Below are 15,139 nucleotides of genomic sequence, written 5' to 3' on the forward strand. Positions count from 1 at the left end.
ACGACCGGACCTACGGCGCCAGCCAGCGGTGGATGAGCGGGACGACCGACGAGCCCTCGCCGCTGGCCGCCGCGACGCGCTTCATCGACCCGGCGCGGATGTCGCCGACGGCGAAGACGCCGGGGGCGGTGGTGGCGAGGGTCTCGGGCGGGACGATCGCCTCGGCCGACCAGGGGCCGGGCACGCCGCCGGGGCCGAGCCAGGCCTCCTTCGGCACGTCGCGACCGGTGAGCACGAAGCCGTTGGGGTCGCGCGTGACCTCGGCGGGCAGCCAGCTGCACGTCGGGCGCGCGCCGAGCAGCAGGAACAGCCCGGCCGCGACGACCCGCTCGACCTCACCCGTGGCGTTGGTGCGCAGGTCGAGCCACTCCAGCTGCCCCGCGCCGCCGCCGTCGACGACCTCCACGCCGACCCGGACCGAGACGCGCTCGTTCCAGCGGAGCTCGTCGACGAGGTACTGCGACATCGTCTCGCCGAGGTCGCGGCGCACGACGATCGTCACCGACGACGCGAAGCGGGCCAGGTGGATGGCCGCCTGCCCGGCGGAGTTGCCGCCACCGACCACGACCACCGGCTGGCCCTCGACCTCCTGCGCCGCGGTCATCGCCGACCCGTAGTGCACGCCGCGACCCACGAGCTCCTCCACGGACTCGACGTCGAGGTGGCGGTAGGCCACGCCCGTCGCGATCACGACCGACCGCGCGCGCACCTGCCCGCCGCCCACCGTGGTGATGACGTGCTCACGCTCGGCGTGCGGGGCCGACGGGACGCACGGCCGGAGCGCGTCGACCTCCCACCCTGTGAGGAACCGTGCCCCGAACCGGATCGCCTGCGACCGCGCGCGCTGCGCCAGTCGCATGCCGGAGACGCCGCGCGGGAAGCCGAGGTAGTTGCGGATCATCGAGCTGGTGCCGGCCTGCCCGCCGATGGCCTCGCTCTCGAGCACGACGGTGCTGAGCCCCTCGCTCGCCGCGTACACGGCGGCGGCCAGTCCTGCCGGTCCGGCGCCGACCACCGCGACGTCGACGACGTCGTCGACCACCGTCTCGCCGGGTCCGCCGTACATGACCTGGGCCACCTCGCGCACCGACGTCGGCACGAAGGGCGGTCGGTACACGCTGGCGACCACCGGCTCCCCGGGCTCGCCGCCGTTCTCGACGAGCTCGGCCAGCACCGCGCGGCCGACGTCGCTGTCGGGGTGGTGCACTCCCGTGGGGATGCCCATGCGTTGGGCGAAGTCGCGCACGGCGGCCGTGAGCGGGTTGGACGGGCCCGAGACGATCCGCATCGTCTCGACCTCCGGTGCGGCCACGGTGGACCCCCAGTCCGACAGCAGCTCCCCGACGGCGCCGTGGAACTCCTCGTCGCGCAGGCCCCGTGGCATGAGCAGGTAGCCGTCGAACTTGCCGTGCGCGAGGCCGGGGCGGAGTCGGTCGCCCTCGTCGAGGAAGCGGTCCCAGGGAACGGTCACGAGCCGACGCGCGGTGGGCACCACCCGACGCCAGGTGGCGAACGACGTCCACACGTCGGCGTCAGGGAGGGCGGCGTCCTGCACCACGAGCGCGACCTGGCGGCCGTCGGCGCACAGCCGCTCGAGCAGGGCGGTGGCGTCGGCGCACGTGCGAGCGACCCGCACGTCGTAGTCGCGGTGGTAGCGGCGGAACTCGTCGTCGAGCAGCGACGCGTGGTCGTTGCTCGCGAGGAGGATCACGGGGTGGTCCACCCTCGAAGTCTAGGAAGGCCCCGGTCGCCTCCGGTGACGATCCGGTGAACGTGCACCCCACGGGGGCCGCGGGGCTTGGCCGACGTGGTCCCGACGCGTTACCGTGGCGTCGTGATGTGACTGCGGTCACGCCACGACCGACCGCCACGCCCGCGCCACCACTGCGGGTCAGCGGTCCCGTACCGCCCCACCGACGTGGAGACCCCGCGCCGGCAGCGAGAGGAACAGCGCATGACCGTACCCCTGCACACCCCGACCACGTCCACGGACGCCGGGTCGCGGCGAGTGACCACGCCCTCGACCGTCGACACCGAGCTCGTCCAGCTGCTCACACCCGAGGGTCGTCGGGTCGAGCACGAGCGCTACGCCTTCGAGGGCGACGACGAGAGCATCCGCGCGATGTACCGCGACCTCCTCCTCGTCCGCCGCATCGACCACGAGGCGCACGCCCTGCAGCGTCACGGCGAGCTCGGCCTGTGGGCGCAGTGCCTCGGGCAGGAGGCCGCGCAGGTCGGCTCCGGCCGCGCGCTCGCGGCGCAGGACTTCGCGTTCCCCACCTACCGCGAGCACGGCGTGGCGTGGTGCCGCGGCATCGACCCGGCCAAGCTGCTCGGCCTGTTCCGCGGTGTCGAGCTCGGCGGCTGGGACCCCGCCGAGACCGGCATGGCGCTCTACAGCATCATCATCGGCGCGCAGACCATGCACGCCACGGGCTACGCGATGGGCCTGCAGCGCGACGGCGTCGTCGGCACGGGCGACCAGACCCGCGACGCCGCTGCCCTCGCCTACTTCGGCGACGGCGCGAGCAGCCAGGGCGACGTGCACGAGGCGTTCGTCTGGGCGTCGTCGTTCAACGCACCGGTCGTCTTCTTCTGCCAGAACAACCACTGGGCGATCTCGGTGCCGATGGCCCGCCAGAGCCGCGTGCCGCTGGTGCAGCGCGCCGCCGGCTACGGCTTCGGTGGCGTGCGGGTCGACGGCAATGACGTGCTGGCCGTCCACGCCGTCACCCAGGCGGCGCTCCAGCGAGCACGCGACGGCGAGGGACCGACGCTCGTCGAGGCGGTCACCTACCGGATGGGCGCGCACACGACGTCGGACGACCCCACCCGCTACCGCGACACCGCCGAGGTGGAGGCGTGGAAGCACCGCGACCCGCTGGCCCGCGTGGAGACGTACCTGCGCGAGGTCGACACCCCCGAGTCGTTCTTCACCGACCTGCAGACGGAGGCCGAGGACCTCGGTGCGCACCTGCGCGAGGCCTGCCGCTCCCTGCCCGAGCCCGACCTCGGCGCGCTGTTCGACGGCGTCTACGCCGACGCGCACCCCGAGCTGGCCGAGCAGAAGGCCGAGTACCTCGCGTACCGGGCGTCGTTCGAGACCGAGGGTGGTGCGGCATGAGCACCAGCACGAGCACGAGCCAGAGGACGTCGGCCGTCGGCCAGCGGCTGAGCCTCGGCAAGGCGATCAACGCCGGCCTGCGGGCCGCCATGGAGTCCGACCCCAAGGTCGTCGTCATGGGTGAGGACGTCGGCCCGCTCGGCGGCGTCTTCCGCGTGACCGAGGGCCTGCAGAAGGACTTCGGCGAGGACCGCGTGATCGACACCCCGCTCGGGGAGTCCGGGATCGTCGGCGCCGCGGTGGGCATGATGCTGCGCGGCTACCGCCCGGTCGTGGAGATCCAGTTCGACGGCTTCGTGTACCCCGCCTACGACCAGATCGTCAGCCAGGTCGCCAAGCTGCACGCCCGCAGCCAGGGCGTCGTGACGATGCCGGCCGTCATCCGCATCCCGTTCGGCGGCGGCATCGGCGCGGTCGAGCACCACTCCGAGAGTCCCGAGGCGCAGTTCTGCCTGACCGCCGGGCTGCGCGTGGTGAGCCCGTCGAACGCCCACGACGCCTACTGGATGATCCAGCAGGCGATCGCCAGCGACGATCCCGTCGTCTTCATGGAGCCCAAGCGTCGCTACTGGGACGCCGGGCCGGTCGGCCAGGAGAGCACGCCGCTGCACGCCTCGCAGGTGGTGCGCGACGGCCGCCACGCCACGCTGCTGGCCTACGGGCCCATGGTGCGCACGTGCCTGGAGTCGGCCGAGGCCGCCGCCGAGGACGGGGTGGACCTGGAGGTCATCGACCTGCGCACCCTCAGCCCCCTCGACCTGGGCCCGGTGCACGAGTCGGTCCGACGCACGGGCCGCGCCGTCGTGGTGCACGAGGCGTCACGCACGCTCGGCCTCGGTGCCGAGATCGCCGCCCGCGTGCAGGAGGAGTGCTTCTACTCCCTCGAGGCACCCGTGCTGCGCGTCACCGGCTACGACATGCCCTACCCACCCAGTCGGGTGGAGGAGGAGTTCCTGCCCGACCTCGACCGTGTGCTCGACGCCGTCGACCGCGCGATGGCGTTCTGAGAGCGGGAGACATCTGATGAGTGAGTTCAGGCTGCCCGACGTGGGCGAGGGACTGACCGAGGCCGAGGTGCTCACCTGGCACGTCGCCGTGGGCGACGTCGTCGAGGTGAACCAGGTGATCGTCGACATCGAGACCGCCAAGTCGGTCGTGGAGCTGCCCAGCCCGTTCGCGGGCGAGGTGACGGCCCTGCTGGTGCGCGAGGGGACGACCGTGCCCGTGGGCACGCCGATCATCGCGATCGGGGGTCCGACGGGAGCCGTCGTGCCCGACGACGCCCGCGACCTCACCGACGAGCGCCCGGTCGAGGACGACGCCGAGGAGCCGGCGGCGCGGGACAAGCGCGAGCCCGTGCTCGTCGGCTACGGGGTGCGCACCGCGTCCACGCGCCGACGTCGGCGCAAGGGCGACGAGCAGGTGAGCGCTCCCCTGGCCGCCCCGAACGCCGGCGTGGCGAGGGTCGAGCGTCCGGCCCGGTCCGGCTCGGCGACGGGTGACGTGCGTGCGCTGGCCAAGCCGCCCGTGCGCAAGCTGGCCAAGGACCACGGCGTGGACCTCACCACGGTCCCGTGCGACGGCCCCGTGGTCACCCGCGCGGACGTGGAGGCGTTCATCGCCGGACGCAGGTCGGAGCCGGTCACCGTGCCGACGTCGACCTCACCCGCCGCGCCGGCACCCGTCAGGTCGGCCGAGGGCGACACCCGCATCCCCGTGAAGGGGGTCCGCAAGGCCACGGCCCAGGCCATGGTCAGCTCGGCGTTCACCGCACCGCACGTCACCGAGTGGGTCACGCTCGACGTCACCGCCACGATGGAGCTGGTCGAGCGGCTCAAGGCCGACCGGCGCTTCCGCGAGGTCAAGGTCTCGCCGACGCTGGTCGTGGCCAAGGCCGTCTGCCTGGCGCTCGCCCGCACGCCCGAGCTGAACGCCAGCTGGGACGAGCAGGCGCAGGAGATCGTGCTCAAGGGCTCGGTCAACCTCGGCGTCGCGGCCGCCACCGACCGCGGTCTCGTGGTGCCCAACATCCCGGGCGCCGACCGGATGAGCCTGGTCGAGCTGGCGCAGGCGCTGGGCGACCTCACTGCCACGGCCCGGGCCGGCCGCACCCAGCCCGCGCAGATGAGCGGTGGCACGTTCACGATCACCAACGTCGGCGTGTTCGGCGTTGACGCGGGCACGCCCATCCTCAACCCGGGCGAGACCGGCATCCTGTGCGTGGGCCAGATCGATCGACGTCCCTGGATCGTCGGCGCCGGACCGCAGGAGCGCGTCGAGGCCCGCTGGGTGACCACCCTGGCCGTCAGCTTCGACCACCGCGTCGTCGACGGCCAGCAGGGCTCGCAGTTCCTGGCCGACGTCGCCGCGCTCCTGCGCGACCCCGCCCTCGCCCTCACGTTCTGACCCACCGAGCGGTGACTTCTCCACCGATGGGCGGGCGGAGTGGCCGAGCGGTGCGGATTCCACCGGCTCAGGGCTGAGACGGTGGAATCCACACCTCCCTGCGCGATGCGCACCGTTTCGGTGGAGAACTCACCGATCGGGGGGAGTCAGGAGAGGCGCTCGCCCGCCTCGACGACGTCGGTGACCATGTTGCCCGGCGACGCGAGGGGGCAGCGCCAGCGGTCGTCGTAGCGGCACGACGGGTGGTAGGCGAAGTTCAGGTCCAGGACCAGCGTGCTGCCGTCGGCACCCTCGCCCAGCCAGGAGCCCTTGGCGGTGTCGAGCAGGTAGCGCCCCGCACCGTACGACCCGCCGGCCTCCGACTCCCGGCCCGACGTGCCGTCCCGCAGGGGCACGAAGATGCCGCCGGCGTACTGCTGCAGCGTCCACACGTCGAGCGTCGAGCCCGATGGCAGGGCCAGCTGCCCGGTGCGCTGCATCGTCACGTCGCCGTCGCCCCCGCCGTCGACGACCCGCTCGTCGGGGTCCACGGCATCGGTCGGCGCGGGCAGCAGCGGCAGCTCGAACCGCCAGGCGGGGTCGTAGGGCCAGTAGGGCAGCCCGGTCTCGCGCAGCGGGTCGCGTGCCGGCAGTGGTGACTGGGGGTGGCTGCGGAACAGGTCGTCGCGACCGCTCCGCCACGTCGCATGACCCCGTTCGGGGTCGGGATCGGCGCGCACCTGCTCGTAGAGCGCGGCCACGCGCACCCGCCAGTCCACCAAGGTCAGCACACCGGCCACGCTAGAGACCCCCGGCGGATCCGCAACCCCCGAGGCGACCTGGGCACGGCCCGACACCCGGCGCATACTGGGGCGAGTGAGCGGAGCGACGAGCAGGAGAGGGCCGGTGGCGGTCTGGCTCGTCGGGCTCTCGCTCTACTTCCTCGCCGTCTTCCACCGCTCGTCGCTCGCGGTGGCGGGACTCGCCGCGAGCGAGCGGTTCGGCATCTCGGCCGCTCAGCTGTCGACGTTCGTCATGCTGCAGCTGGTGGTCTACGCCGGCATGCAGATCCCGGTGGGTCTGCTGCTCGACCGGTTCGGTCCCCGCCGGATCCTCACCATCGGCGTCCTCGTGCTCACCGCGGCGCAGGTGACCTTCGCCCTGGCCGACACGTTCGCCGTGGCGCTCGTCGCCCGCGTGTTCGTGGGGCTGGGCGACGCGATGACCTTCGTGTGCGTGCTCCGGCTCGTGACCACGTGGTTCCCGTCGCGCAGGATCCCGCTCGTCACCCAGCTCACGGGCGTGCTCGGCCAGATGGGAGCCCTCGTGGCCGCCGCTCCCATGACGTGGGCGCTGCGCGAGCTCGGCTGGACCACCACCTACCTGTCGGCGGCGTCGCTGGGCATCGTCCTGCTCGCCGCCCTCCTGCTCGTGGTGCACGACGAGCCCGGCTCGCCGCGGGTGCTCGGCGCCCCGTTGTCGTGGACGACGGTCCGCTCCAGCCTCGCGGCGTCGTGGCGTCACCCGGGGACCCGACTGGGCTTCTGGGTGCACTTCACGACCCAGTTCAGCGCCACCACGCTGGGCCTGCTGTGGGGCTACCCCTTCTTCGTGCGCGGCGAGGGTCGCACGCCCGCCGAGGCAGGCGCCCTGCTGACGATCCTGGTGCTCGCCGTCATGGTGGCCGGGCCGACGCTGGCCTGGGCCATCACCCGCGACCCGTGGCAGCGCTCGAGCATCGTGCTCGGCATCGTGTGGGCGGTCGTCGCGGTGTGGACGGTCGTGCTGGTGTGGCCGGGCGACGCGCCGGCCTGGCTGCTCGTGGTGCTCGTGGTCGTGGTGGGCGTGGGCGGACCCGCGTCGATGATCGGCTTCGACCTCGGCCGATCGTTCAATCCTCCCAACCGGCTGGGCGCCGCGACGGGCATCATCAACCAGGGTGGCTTCGTCGCCTCGTTGCTGCTGGTCGTGGCCATCGGCCTGGTCCTCGACTGGCGCACGCCCGGTACCAGCACGGCCTACTCGGCGGAGTCGTTCCGCTGGGCGATGTCGGTGCAGTACGTGCTGTGGGCCGTCGGCATCGTGCAGATCTGGCGCTACCGTCGGCGCACGCGCGCAGAGCTCATCGCCGAGGACCCCGACGCCCGCGAGCGCTGGCGCGACGGCCTCGCCTAGCCGAACCGGTCAGGCGACGTCGAAGGTGACGCCCGTGGCCAGCTCGGACGCGGTCCACAGGTTGTCGGCCAGCTCCTCGTCGCGCGCGGCGCGGGTCATGCCCACGAGCACGGGCTTGCCGCGCATCTGACCGAGCAGGTTCGGGCCGACGTACTCGCCGCCGGTGAAGCTCTCGTCGGTCGCCGCCCTCAGCGAGGGCAGGGCACCGGCGGCGGCCGACTGGCCGACCACGCGACTGATCTGGTGCAGTCCGAAGCCGAGCATCGGGTTGCCCATCTTGAGGCCGGTCTGCTGGAGCTCGGTGTTGGCGTAGCCGGGGTGGGCCGCGGTGCTCACGACGCCGAGGCCGGCGGCCTTCGCGCGCCGGTCGAGCTCGAGGGCGAACGACAGGTTCGCCAGCTTGGACTCCGCGTAGGTCTGCCAGCGGCGGTAGCGCCGCGGCGAGCCCTCGGGCGTGAGGGCTCGCAGGTCGACGCCCTTGGCACCGGTGTGGGCGAGGGAGGAGACCGTGACCACGCGCGCGTCACTGGCCTTCAGCACGGGCCACAGCCGCGCGGACCAGGCGAAGTGCCCGAGGTGGTTGGTGCCCATCTGCAGCTCGAAGCCGTCGGCGGTGGCGCTCTTCGGGGGGATCATGATGCCGGCGTTGTTGACCAGCAGGTCGATCCGGTCGTGGCGCGACGTGAGCTCGCCGGCGGCGCGCTCGACGTCGGCCAGGTCGGCCAGGTCGAGGGCGAGCGTCTCGAGGTCGACGTCGGGCAGCTCGGCCCGCAGCCGTGCGACGGTGGCGTCGGCCTTCTTCGGGTTCCGTGCGGTGACCACGAGGGCGGCGCCCTTGCGGCCCAGCTCGAGGGCCGTGTGGAAGCCGAGCCCGCCCGTGACGCCGGTGACGACCGCTCGGGTGCCGGTGAGGTCGGGGATGTCCTGCGCGCTCCAGCTCATGGGATGAACGGTAGCGGCCTCCGGCGAGCCGCGCCGGACCTATGATCCGCTCGTGAGCAGGGTCCTCGTCGTCGTGTCCGTGGTCGTCGCAGCCGTCGCAGGGTTCGTCCTCGGGTCCTCCTCGGCCGAGGAGGTGTCGTCTGTCCCGGTGGGGGACGCGGGGGCCGGCGCGAAGGTCGTCGTCACCTATCCCGACGTGCCCGAGGCGTGGCGCGGCTGGCAGGACGACGTGCGCGAGAGCGGTGTGCTCGAGGAGGCCGCGAAGGACCTGCGGTCCGTCGTGGCCCTGCCGCGGGAGCTCACCGTCGAGGTGACGACCTGCAAGGACGGCACCGGCTACCTTCAGGGCGAGGCGCTCGTCGAGCTCTGCCTGCAGGACGTGAAGTCGAGCCGCGACGAGCTGGAGGACGCGGACGCCGACGACGTGGACGAGACGCTCCGGGGCATCTGGCGCGAGACGTTCTTCCACGAGGCCGGGCACGCCCTGATCGACCTGCTCGACCTGCCCTTCACGGGGCGTGAGGAGGACGTGGCCGACCAGTTCGCCGCCTGGCGGCTCGCCGAGTCCGGCGACGAGGCGTCGACCGACGCGCTCCTGTCGTCGGCCTTCGAGTACGAGATCCTCGCGTCGGCCTACGAGGCCGACCCCGACGACGAGCACTCCTCCGACGCCGCGCGGGCGGTCAACTACCTCTGCTACCTGTACGGGTCCGACCCGGCCACCTGGGAGGACCTGGTCGACGACGAGCCGCTCACCCAGGACCGGGCGGACCTCTGCGAGGACGAGTGGGACCGGCTGCGCCTGGGCTGGCGCGAGCTGCTCGACGACGTCGACGCGCTGCGCGGCTGACGCCGCAGGGTCGTCAGAAGGTGACGGCCATCTGCTCCAGCACGCGGTGGGCCAGGTCGGTGTCGCCGGCGATCCCGACGTCGACCGCTCCCGGGCCCCGTCGGCCCGCCGCCAGGACGGCGAAGGCGTCCGACGACAGGGTCAGGGTGGCCGACGGCGATCCGGGGACGCCGGGACGGGCTCGACCGTCGTCGCCGACCGTGGCGCCCACCTGCATGGCGAGGGGGCCGGTGAGGTCCCACAGCACCGACGTGCCCGCGGTGGCACCGACCTTCTTGCCCAGCACGTACGGCATCGCGAAGGAGAAGGTGTGCGTGGTGACGACCGCGGCGGGCGAGTCGAGGTTGCCCGGCCTGCCCACGGCGCGGCGGACGTCCTGCTCGTGGCACCAGATGTCGACGGTGCGGTTGCGCAGCATCGTGTCCCACGTCCAGCCGACGCCGGCGGGCGTGTGGTCGGCGCGGGCCGCGGGGTCGGTCGGCGGCGCGTCGGCCAGGCGGTCGGCCCGCGCGTCGATGCCGGCACGGAGCTCGGTCAGCACCTGCTCGCGGGAGAGTCCGCGGCGTGCCTCGACGCCGGCCTCGGTGTAGGCCGACGCGAGACTTCCTGGCGAGGCGGTGGTCGGTGCCTCGTCGACCACGTGCCCGGCCGTCACCGCCTCGAGGTGCGCCAGGTGGGACGCGACGTCGGCGACCGTCCAGCCCGGCAGGTCGGTGGGCGTCGACCACTGCGCGTCGTCGAGGTCCTCGAGCAGGGCGAGGGTGTCGCGGGCGCTGGCGAGCCAGGCGTCGATGTAGGTCTGCAGCATTCAGCTCTCCTGATGGCTCTTGCGTCGGGTCCACCACGTGGCGATGGCGAGCACGACGCCCACCGCGGTGGCGATCCAGGTGAGGCCCGCGCCCAGCCGGGCCCGGTCGAGAACGCCCTCGGCGACGGCCACCCGATAGGTGGCGGCGTCGGCGGCGCGGTCGCGCGGGGTGCACCGGATGGCCACCTCGTCACGACCCTCGGGCTCGAACGCGATGAGGTACCAGGTGGAGCCGTCGCGCGCGACGGTCAGGTCGATCGGCGCCTTCTCGAGCTCGACCGGCTTCGCGCTCTTGCCCGGCGGGGTGGCCGTGCAGGTCACGTCGCGCTCGGGCTGGCGGACGTCGGTGAACACCGCGAGCGACCCCCCGCCGGCGTCGACGCGCTCGGTGACGGACTCCAGCGTCGCGTCGCGCACGTGGTCCCACGAGCCGGCCGCGACGATCGTGCCGACCATCCACCCGCCGAGGACCACGAAGAGCGCCGCGAGGTACCAGAGCGGGTTGGTCAGACGCACGCGCTCACTCTGGCACACCTCGGGCGAGGTGCCGGTGTGACCACGCGCGTCGGTGCTTGACCGCGGCACGTCGAACGAGGACGATGGTTGAACATTCACCTTCTTTAGGAGTCCGCCATGGACGAGGTCTTCCTCATCTCCCGCATCCTGTTCGCCTACCTCGTCATCGGGTCCGGCATCGGCCACCTGACGGCCACCGGCGCGATGGCCGGCTACGCCGAGTCGCGCGGCCTCTCCAACGCCAAGCTGCTCGTGCAGATCAGCGGCGTCGCGCTGCTCGCCGGCGGCCTGTCGGTGCTGCTCGGCATCTGGGGCGACATCGGCGCGCTCGGGCTGGCCGTGCTGCTCCTCGTGACCGCCGTGCTGATGCACGCGTTCTGGAAGGAGAGCGACGGCCAGGCCAAGCAGATGGAGATGGTCGCGTTCAACAAGAACGTCGCGCTCGCCGGCGGCGCGCTCGCGCTGTTCGTCCTGCTGTCGACGGACTTCGCGCCGTACACGATCACCGGGGCGCTCGTCAGCTGGTGACGACTCCCGGGGCGCCCGCGAGGCGCTCCAGCACGAGGGCGAGCGGCGGCCACGTCGCTCGCCCTCGGCGCGTCCAGACGTAGGTGCGCATCGTGACGCCCGGGTCGTGGAAGGGGACCACGGTCACGCCGTCGCGCGGCGCACGCCAGAGCGGCAGCATCCCGACGCCGAGCCCGGCCACGACCAGGTCCTCCACGAGGTCGAGGCTGTCGGAGAGGTGCTCGACCCGCGGCTCGAACCCGGCCATCGACGCCAGGACCCGCAGCACCTCCTCGTCGGCCGTGTTGCGGGAGTTCCCGATCCACCGATCATCGGCGTGGCGGCGCAGCAGGTCGGGCGCTGCGAGGTCGACCGACGGCGCGTCGGACGTCGGCACTCCCAGGCCCCACGGTGCCCGCCACAGGGGCTCGGCATCGATCGCCCGGTCGAGGGTCACGGGCGCCAGGTCGTAGTCGTAGACGAGTGCGAGGTCGATCCGGTCGGCGAGGAGCGCCTCGCGGGCCTCCCCGGGCTCCAGCTCGTGCACCACGACGTGGACGTCGGGGTGGCTTCCGGCCAGGGACTCGACGACGGGCAGCAGGGTGGACCGGATGGCCGTGGCGAAGCCGGCGACACGGACCGTGCCGGCCGGCTCGGCGTCGGGGTCGAGGTCGGTGCGTGCGGCCTCGACGGCGGCGAGGATCGAGACGGCGTGGTCGGCCAGCCGACGTCCTGCGGGGGTGAGTCGGACGCCGCGGCCGTCGGGCTCGACGAGCGGCGTGCCCACCTCGTGGGCCAGGGCAGCCACCTGCTGCGAGACGGTGGAGGTGCTCGTCATGAGCACGTCGGCCACGGCGCGCATCGACCCGTGGCGGGCCAGCTCCAGCAGCACGACGAGGCGGTCGGTGTTCACCTCATGATCGTCCATGATCGACGGACGATCTGTCCATCAATGTCGCGTGGACACGGATGGCGCGGTGGCGTTCGATGGCGGGGTGCAGAAGAACCCGACGCCCGCCTCACGTGGCGCGCTCATGGCGCTCGGCTCCATGACCTCCGCGCAGATCGGCCTCGCTGCGTCCGTCGGCCTGTTCGACCGCATCGGCTCGGAGGGCGCGGCGTGGCTGCGGCTCTCGTGGGCGGGCGTCATCATGCTGCTGCTCGTCCGACCCTGGCGTCGACGCCTGAGTCCGGCCGCGCTGCGAGCCTGCGTGGTGCTGGGCGTGGTGACGGCCGGCGTGACCATGCTGTTCATGGCCGCCGTCGCTCGGCTGCCGCTCGGTACGGCCAGCGCCCTGGAGTTCCTGGGGCCGTTGTCCGTCGCGGTGCTCCGCGGTCGGCGCGGCACGTGGGCGTGGCCCGCGCTGGCCGCGGCGGGCGTGCTCCTGCTGACCCAGCCGTGGAGCGGCGAGACCGACGGTCTGGGTGTCCTGTACGCGCTCGGCGCGGCCTGCTGCTGGGCGGCCTACATCGTCTACACGCAGAAGGTGGGCGACGCCGTGGACGGCGTGGTCGGGCTGGGCGTCTCGATGCCGGTCGCCGGTCTGGTCGCCACGCTGGTGGCGGGGCCGGCCACGATCGGCCATCTCGACCTGGAGCTGCTCGTCGTCGGCATCGGACTGGCCCTGCTCGTGCCGGTGGTCCCGTTCGCGCTCGAGATGCTGGCGCTGCGCCGCCTCACGACCGCCGCGTTCGGGACGCTCATGTGCCTGGAGCCGGCCATCGCCCTCGTGGTCGGGCTCGTCGTGCTCGACCAGGTGCCCGACGTCGCTGCCGTGCTCGGTCTCGTCTGCGTCGTGGCGGCCGGCGTGGGTGCCACGCGCTCGGGCGGCCGCGAGACCGTGCCCGCGGCACCCACCCCGTCCGCCTGACTCCAGACGCACGACGACGCCCCACCCGCGACCGGGTGGGGCGTCGTCGTGGAGGTCAGGCGATCAGAACGCGGCCTCGTCGAGCTCCATGATGCTCGCGTCGACGTTCTCGGCCATCGCGCGCTCCGCCGTCAGGCGGGGCAGCACGGTGCGAGCGAAGAACGACGCCGCGGCGACCTTGCCCTCGTAGAAGGCCTTGTCGGAGCCGGTGACGCCCTCGTCGAGCCGGGCCAGCGCCACCTCGGCGCCGCGCAGCAGCAGCCACGACACGACGAGGTCGCCGAGCACGTACACGAGGCGCGTCGTGTTCAGGCCGACCTTGTAGAGGTTCTTGACGTCACCCTTCTCGTCGGCCGGGTTGCTGGCCATGAGGTCGGTGAACGCGGCACCCAGGATGGCCTGGGCGTCGTCGAGGGCCGTCGCGAGCAGCTCGCGCTCGACCTTGAGGCGACCGTTGCCGGCCTCGCTCTTGACGAACTCGCCGACCTGCTCGGCCAGGTAGCCGATCGCACGACCCTTGTCCTTCACGATCTTGCGGAAGAACAGGTCCTGTCCCTGGATCGCCGTGGTGCCCTCGTAGAGGGTGTCGATCTTGGCGTCGCGGACGTACTGCTCGATCGGGTAGTCCTGCAGGAAGCCCGAGCCGCCGAACGTCTGCAGCGACTCGGTGCCGAGCAGCACCCAGGAGCGCTCTGAGCCGTAGCCCTTGACGATCGGGAGCAGCAGGTCGTTGACCGACTCCTCGAGGGAGGCGTCCTCGCCGGACTCCTCCTTCTGCATGATCGCGTCCTGCCACGTGGTCGTGTAGAACACGAGCGAGCGCAGGCCCTCGGCGAACGCCTTCTGCGTCATGAGCGAGCGGCGCACGTCGGGGTGGTGGGTGATCGTCACGCGCGGGGCCGTCTTGTCGGAGGCCTGCGTGAGGTCGGCGCCCTGGACGCGCTCCTTGGCGTACTCGAGCGCGTTGAGGTAGCCCGACGACAGCGTGGCGATGGCCTTCGCGCCGACCATCATGCGCGCGTTCTCGATGACGCGGAACATCTGGCTGATGCCGTTGTGAACCTCGCCGAGCAGCCAGCCCTTCGCCGGCTCGCCGCCACCGGTGGACGGGTCGCCGAAGGTGACCTCGCAGGTGGTGGAGACCTTGATGCCCATCTTCTTCTCGACGTTCGTGACGTAGACGCCGTTGCGCTCGCCGGTCAGGTCGCCGGTCTCGTGGTCGAAGTGGATCTTGGGCACGAGGAACAGGCTCAGACCCTTGGTGCCGGGGCCGCCGGCACCCTCGACGCCCTGGGGGCGCGCGAGCACGAGGTGCATGATGTTCTCGCTCATGTCGTGCTCGCCCGAGGTGATGAAGCGCTTGACGCCCTCGATGTTCCAGGAGCCGTCCTCGTTCGGGAAGGCCTTGGTGCGGCCGGCGCCGACGTCGGAGCCCGCGTCGGGCTCGGTGAGCACCATGGTGGCGCCCCACTGACGCTCGACCATGTGGCCGGCGATCTTCTTGTCCCGCTCGGTGCCGTTCTCGAACACGATCCGCGCGAAGGCGGGGCCGGCGGCGTACATCCAGATGGGCGGGTTGGCGCCCAGCACGAACTCGGCGGTGGCCCAGATGATGGAGGCGGGGGTGCGCTGGCCACCGAGCTCCTCGGGGACCTGCAGGCGCCACCACTCGGCATCCATCCAGGCCTGGTAGCTCTTGACGAACGCGGGGTTCATCGCCACCGTCATGGCGCTGGGGTCGTAGACCGGGGGGTTGCGGTCGGCGTCGTCGAAGGATGCGGCGAGGTCCTCGCGGGCGAGGCGGTCGACCTCGCCGAGGATGCTCTTGGCGGTGTCGAAGTCGATCTCCTCGAACGGGCCGGCGCCGAGGACGTCCTGGCGGTCGAACAGCTCGAAGAGGTTGAACTCGACGTCACGCAGGTTGCTCTTGTAGTGGCTCATGACTGCCTGTTCCTGGGTCG

At 72.4% G+C, this 15,139-nt stretch carries 14 protein-coding genes; 7 read left to right on the top strand and 7 right to left on the bottom strand.

Annotated elements, in window-relative coordinates; all coding sequences use genetic code 11:
- Positions 1–10: 10 nt before the first annotated feature.
- Complete coding sequence (locus ASF35_RS03155; protein ID WP_055962652.1) at positions 11–1,723, bottom strand: FAD-dependent oxidoreductase; 1,713 nt, start codon at positions 1,721–1,723, stop codon at positions 11–13.
- A gap of 231 nt (positions 1,724–1,954) precedes the next feature.
- Between ASF35_RS03155 and pdhA the strand changes: the two genes are divergently transcribed.
- The 3 genes from pdhA to ASF35_RS03170 are packed head-to-tail and all read left to right on the top strand — an operon-like array spanning position 1,955 to position 5,530.
- Positions 1,955–3,124, top strand: coding sequence for a pyruvate dehydrogenase (acetyl-transferring) E1 component subunit alpha (gene pdhA, locus ASF35_RS03160; protein ID WP_082480373.1), 1,170 nt, complete (start codon positions 1,955–1,957; stop codon positions 3,122–3,124).
- Entirely contained in the window at positions 3,121–4,131 is a 1,011-nt protein-coding gene (locus ASF35_RS03165) for an alpha-ketoacid dehydrogenase subunit beta (RefSeq protein ID WP_055962655.1), read from the top strand. The genes pdhA and ASF35_RS03165 overlap by 4 nt, the downstream gene beginning before the upstream one ends.
- Before the next feature lie 16 nt (positions 4,132–4,147).
- Positions 4,148–5,530, top strand: a complete 1,383-nt coding sequence (locus ASF35_RS03170) for a dihydrolipoamide acetyltransferase family protein (RefSeq protein WP_055962658.1) — start codon at positions 4,148–4,150, stop codon at positions 5,528–5,530.
- 146 nt (positions 5,531–5,676) lie between these two features.
- Here the strand turns inward: ASF35_RS03170 and ASF35_RS03175 are convergent, their stop codons facing one another.
- Positions 5,677–6,300, bottom strand: a complete 624-nt coding sequence (locus tag ASF35_RS03175; RefSeq protein ID WP_200931188.1) for a DUF1684 domain-containing protein — start codon at positions 6,298–6,300, stop codon at positions 5,677–5,679.
- Between the two features lie 115 nt (positions 6,301–6,415).
- Between ASF35_RS03175 and ASF35_RS03180 the strand changes: the two genes are divergently transcribed.
- Complete coding sequence (locus ASF35_RS03180) at positions 6,416–7,684, top strand: nitrate/nitrite transporter (protein ID WP_055962664.1); 1,269 nt, start codon at positions 6,416–6,418, stop codon at positions 7,682–7,684.
- Between the two features lie 9 nt (positions 7,685–7,693).
- Here the strand turns inward: ASF35_RS03180 and ASF35_RS03185 are convergent, their stop codons facing one another.
- The gene (locus ASF35_RS03185) at positions 7,694–8,626 is read right to left on the bottom strand and encodes an oxidoreductase (protein ID WP_055962667.1); all 933 of its coding nucleotides are present in this window, start codon (positions 8,624–8,626) and stop codon (positions 7,694–7,696) included.
- A 52-nt stretch (positions 8,627–8,678) separates the two neighbouring features.
- Here ASF35_RS03185 and ASF35_RS03190 point away from each other — a divergent pair, with 52 nt between their 5' ends.
- Positions 8,679–9,476, top strand: coding sequence for a DUF4344 domain-containing metallopeptidase (locus ASF35_RS03190; protein WP_055962670.1), 798 nt, complete (start codon positions 8,679–8,681; stop codon positions 9,474–9,476).
- A gap of 13 nt (positions 9,477–9,489) precedes the next feature.
- Here the strand turns inward: ASF35_RS03190 and ASF35_RS03195 are convergent, their stop codons facing one another.
- Together ASF35_RS03195 and ASF35_RS03200 are read right to left on the bottom strand one after the other, a co-directional pair.
- Positions 9,490–10,284, bottom strand: coding sequence for a maleylpyruvate isomerase family mycothiol-dependent enzyme (locus tag ASF35_RS03195; RefSeq protein WP_055962673.1), 795 nt, complete (start codon positions 10,282–10,284; stop codon positions 9,490–9,492).
- Positions 10,285–10,800, bottom strand: a complete 516-nt coding sequence (locus tag ASF35_RS03200; protein ID WP_156367937.1) for a hypothetical protein — start codon at positions 10,798–10,800, stop codon at positions 10,285–10,287.
- A 117-nt stretch (positions 10,801–10,917) separates the two neighbouring features.
- Here ASF35_RS03200 and ASF35_RS03205 point away from each other — a divergent pair, with 117 nt between their 5' ends.
- The gene (locus tag ASF35_RS03205; RefSeq protein ID WP_055962679.1) at positions 10,918–11,328 is read left to right on the top strand and encodes a DoxX family protein; all 411 of its coding nucleotides are present in this window, start codon (positions 10,918–10,920) and stop codon (positions 11,326–11,328) included.
- Here ASF35_RS03205 and ASF35_RS03210 read toward each other — a convergent pair.
- A complete protein-coding gene (locus ASF35_RS03210) occupies positions 11,318–12,220 on the bottom strand; it encodes a LysR family transcriptional regulator (RefSeq protein ID WP_055962684.1) in 903 nt (300 codons plus the stop codon). The genes ASF35_RS03205 and ASF35_RS03210 overlap by 11 nt on opposite strands.
- Before the next feature lie 46 nt (positions 12,221–12,266).
- Here ASF35_RS03210 and ASF35_RS03215 point away from each other — a divergent pair, with 46 nt between their 5' ends.
- Entirely contained in the window at positions 12,267–13,178 is a 912-nt protein-coding gene (locus ASF35_RS03215; RefSeq protein ID WP_200931714.1) for a DMT family transporter, read from the top strand.
- Positions 13,179–13,241: 63 nt separating this feature from the next.
- On the opposite strand, the gene ASF35_RS03220 is transcribed toward ASF35_RS03215, so the two are convergent.
- The gene (locus tag ASF35_RS03220; protein ID WP_055962687.1) at positions 13,242–15,119 is read right to left on the bottom strand and encodes an acyl-CoA dehydrogenase; all 1,878 of its coding nucleotides are present in this window, start codon (positions 15,117–15,119) and stop codon (positions 13,242–13,244) included.
- Positions 15,120–15,139: the final 20 nt, after the last annotated feature.

Origin of the sequence: Aeromicrobium sp. Leaf291 (genome assembly GCF_001423365.1) — a bacterium.
GTDB lineage: Bacteria > Actinomycetota > Actinomycetes > Propionibacteriales > Nocardioidaceae > Aeromicrobium.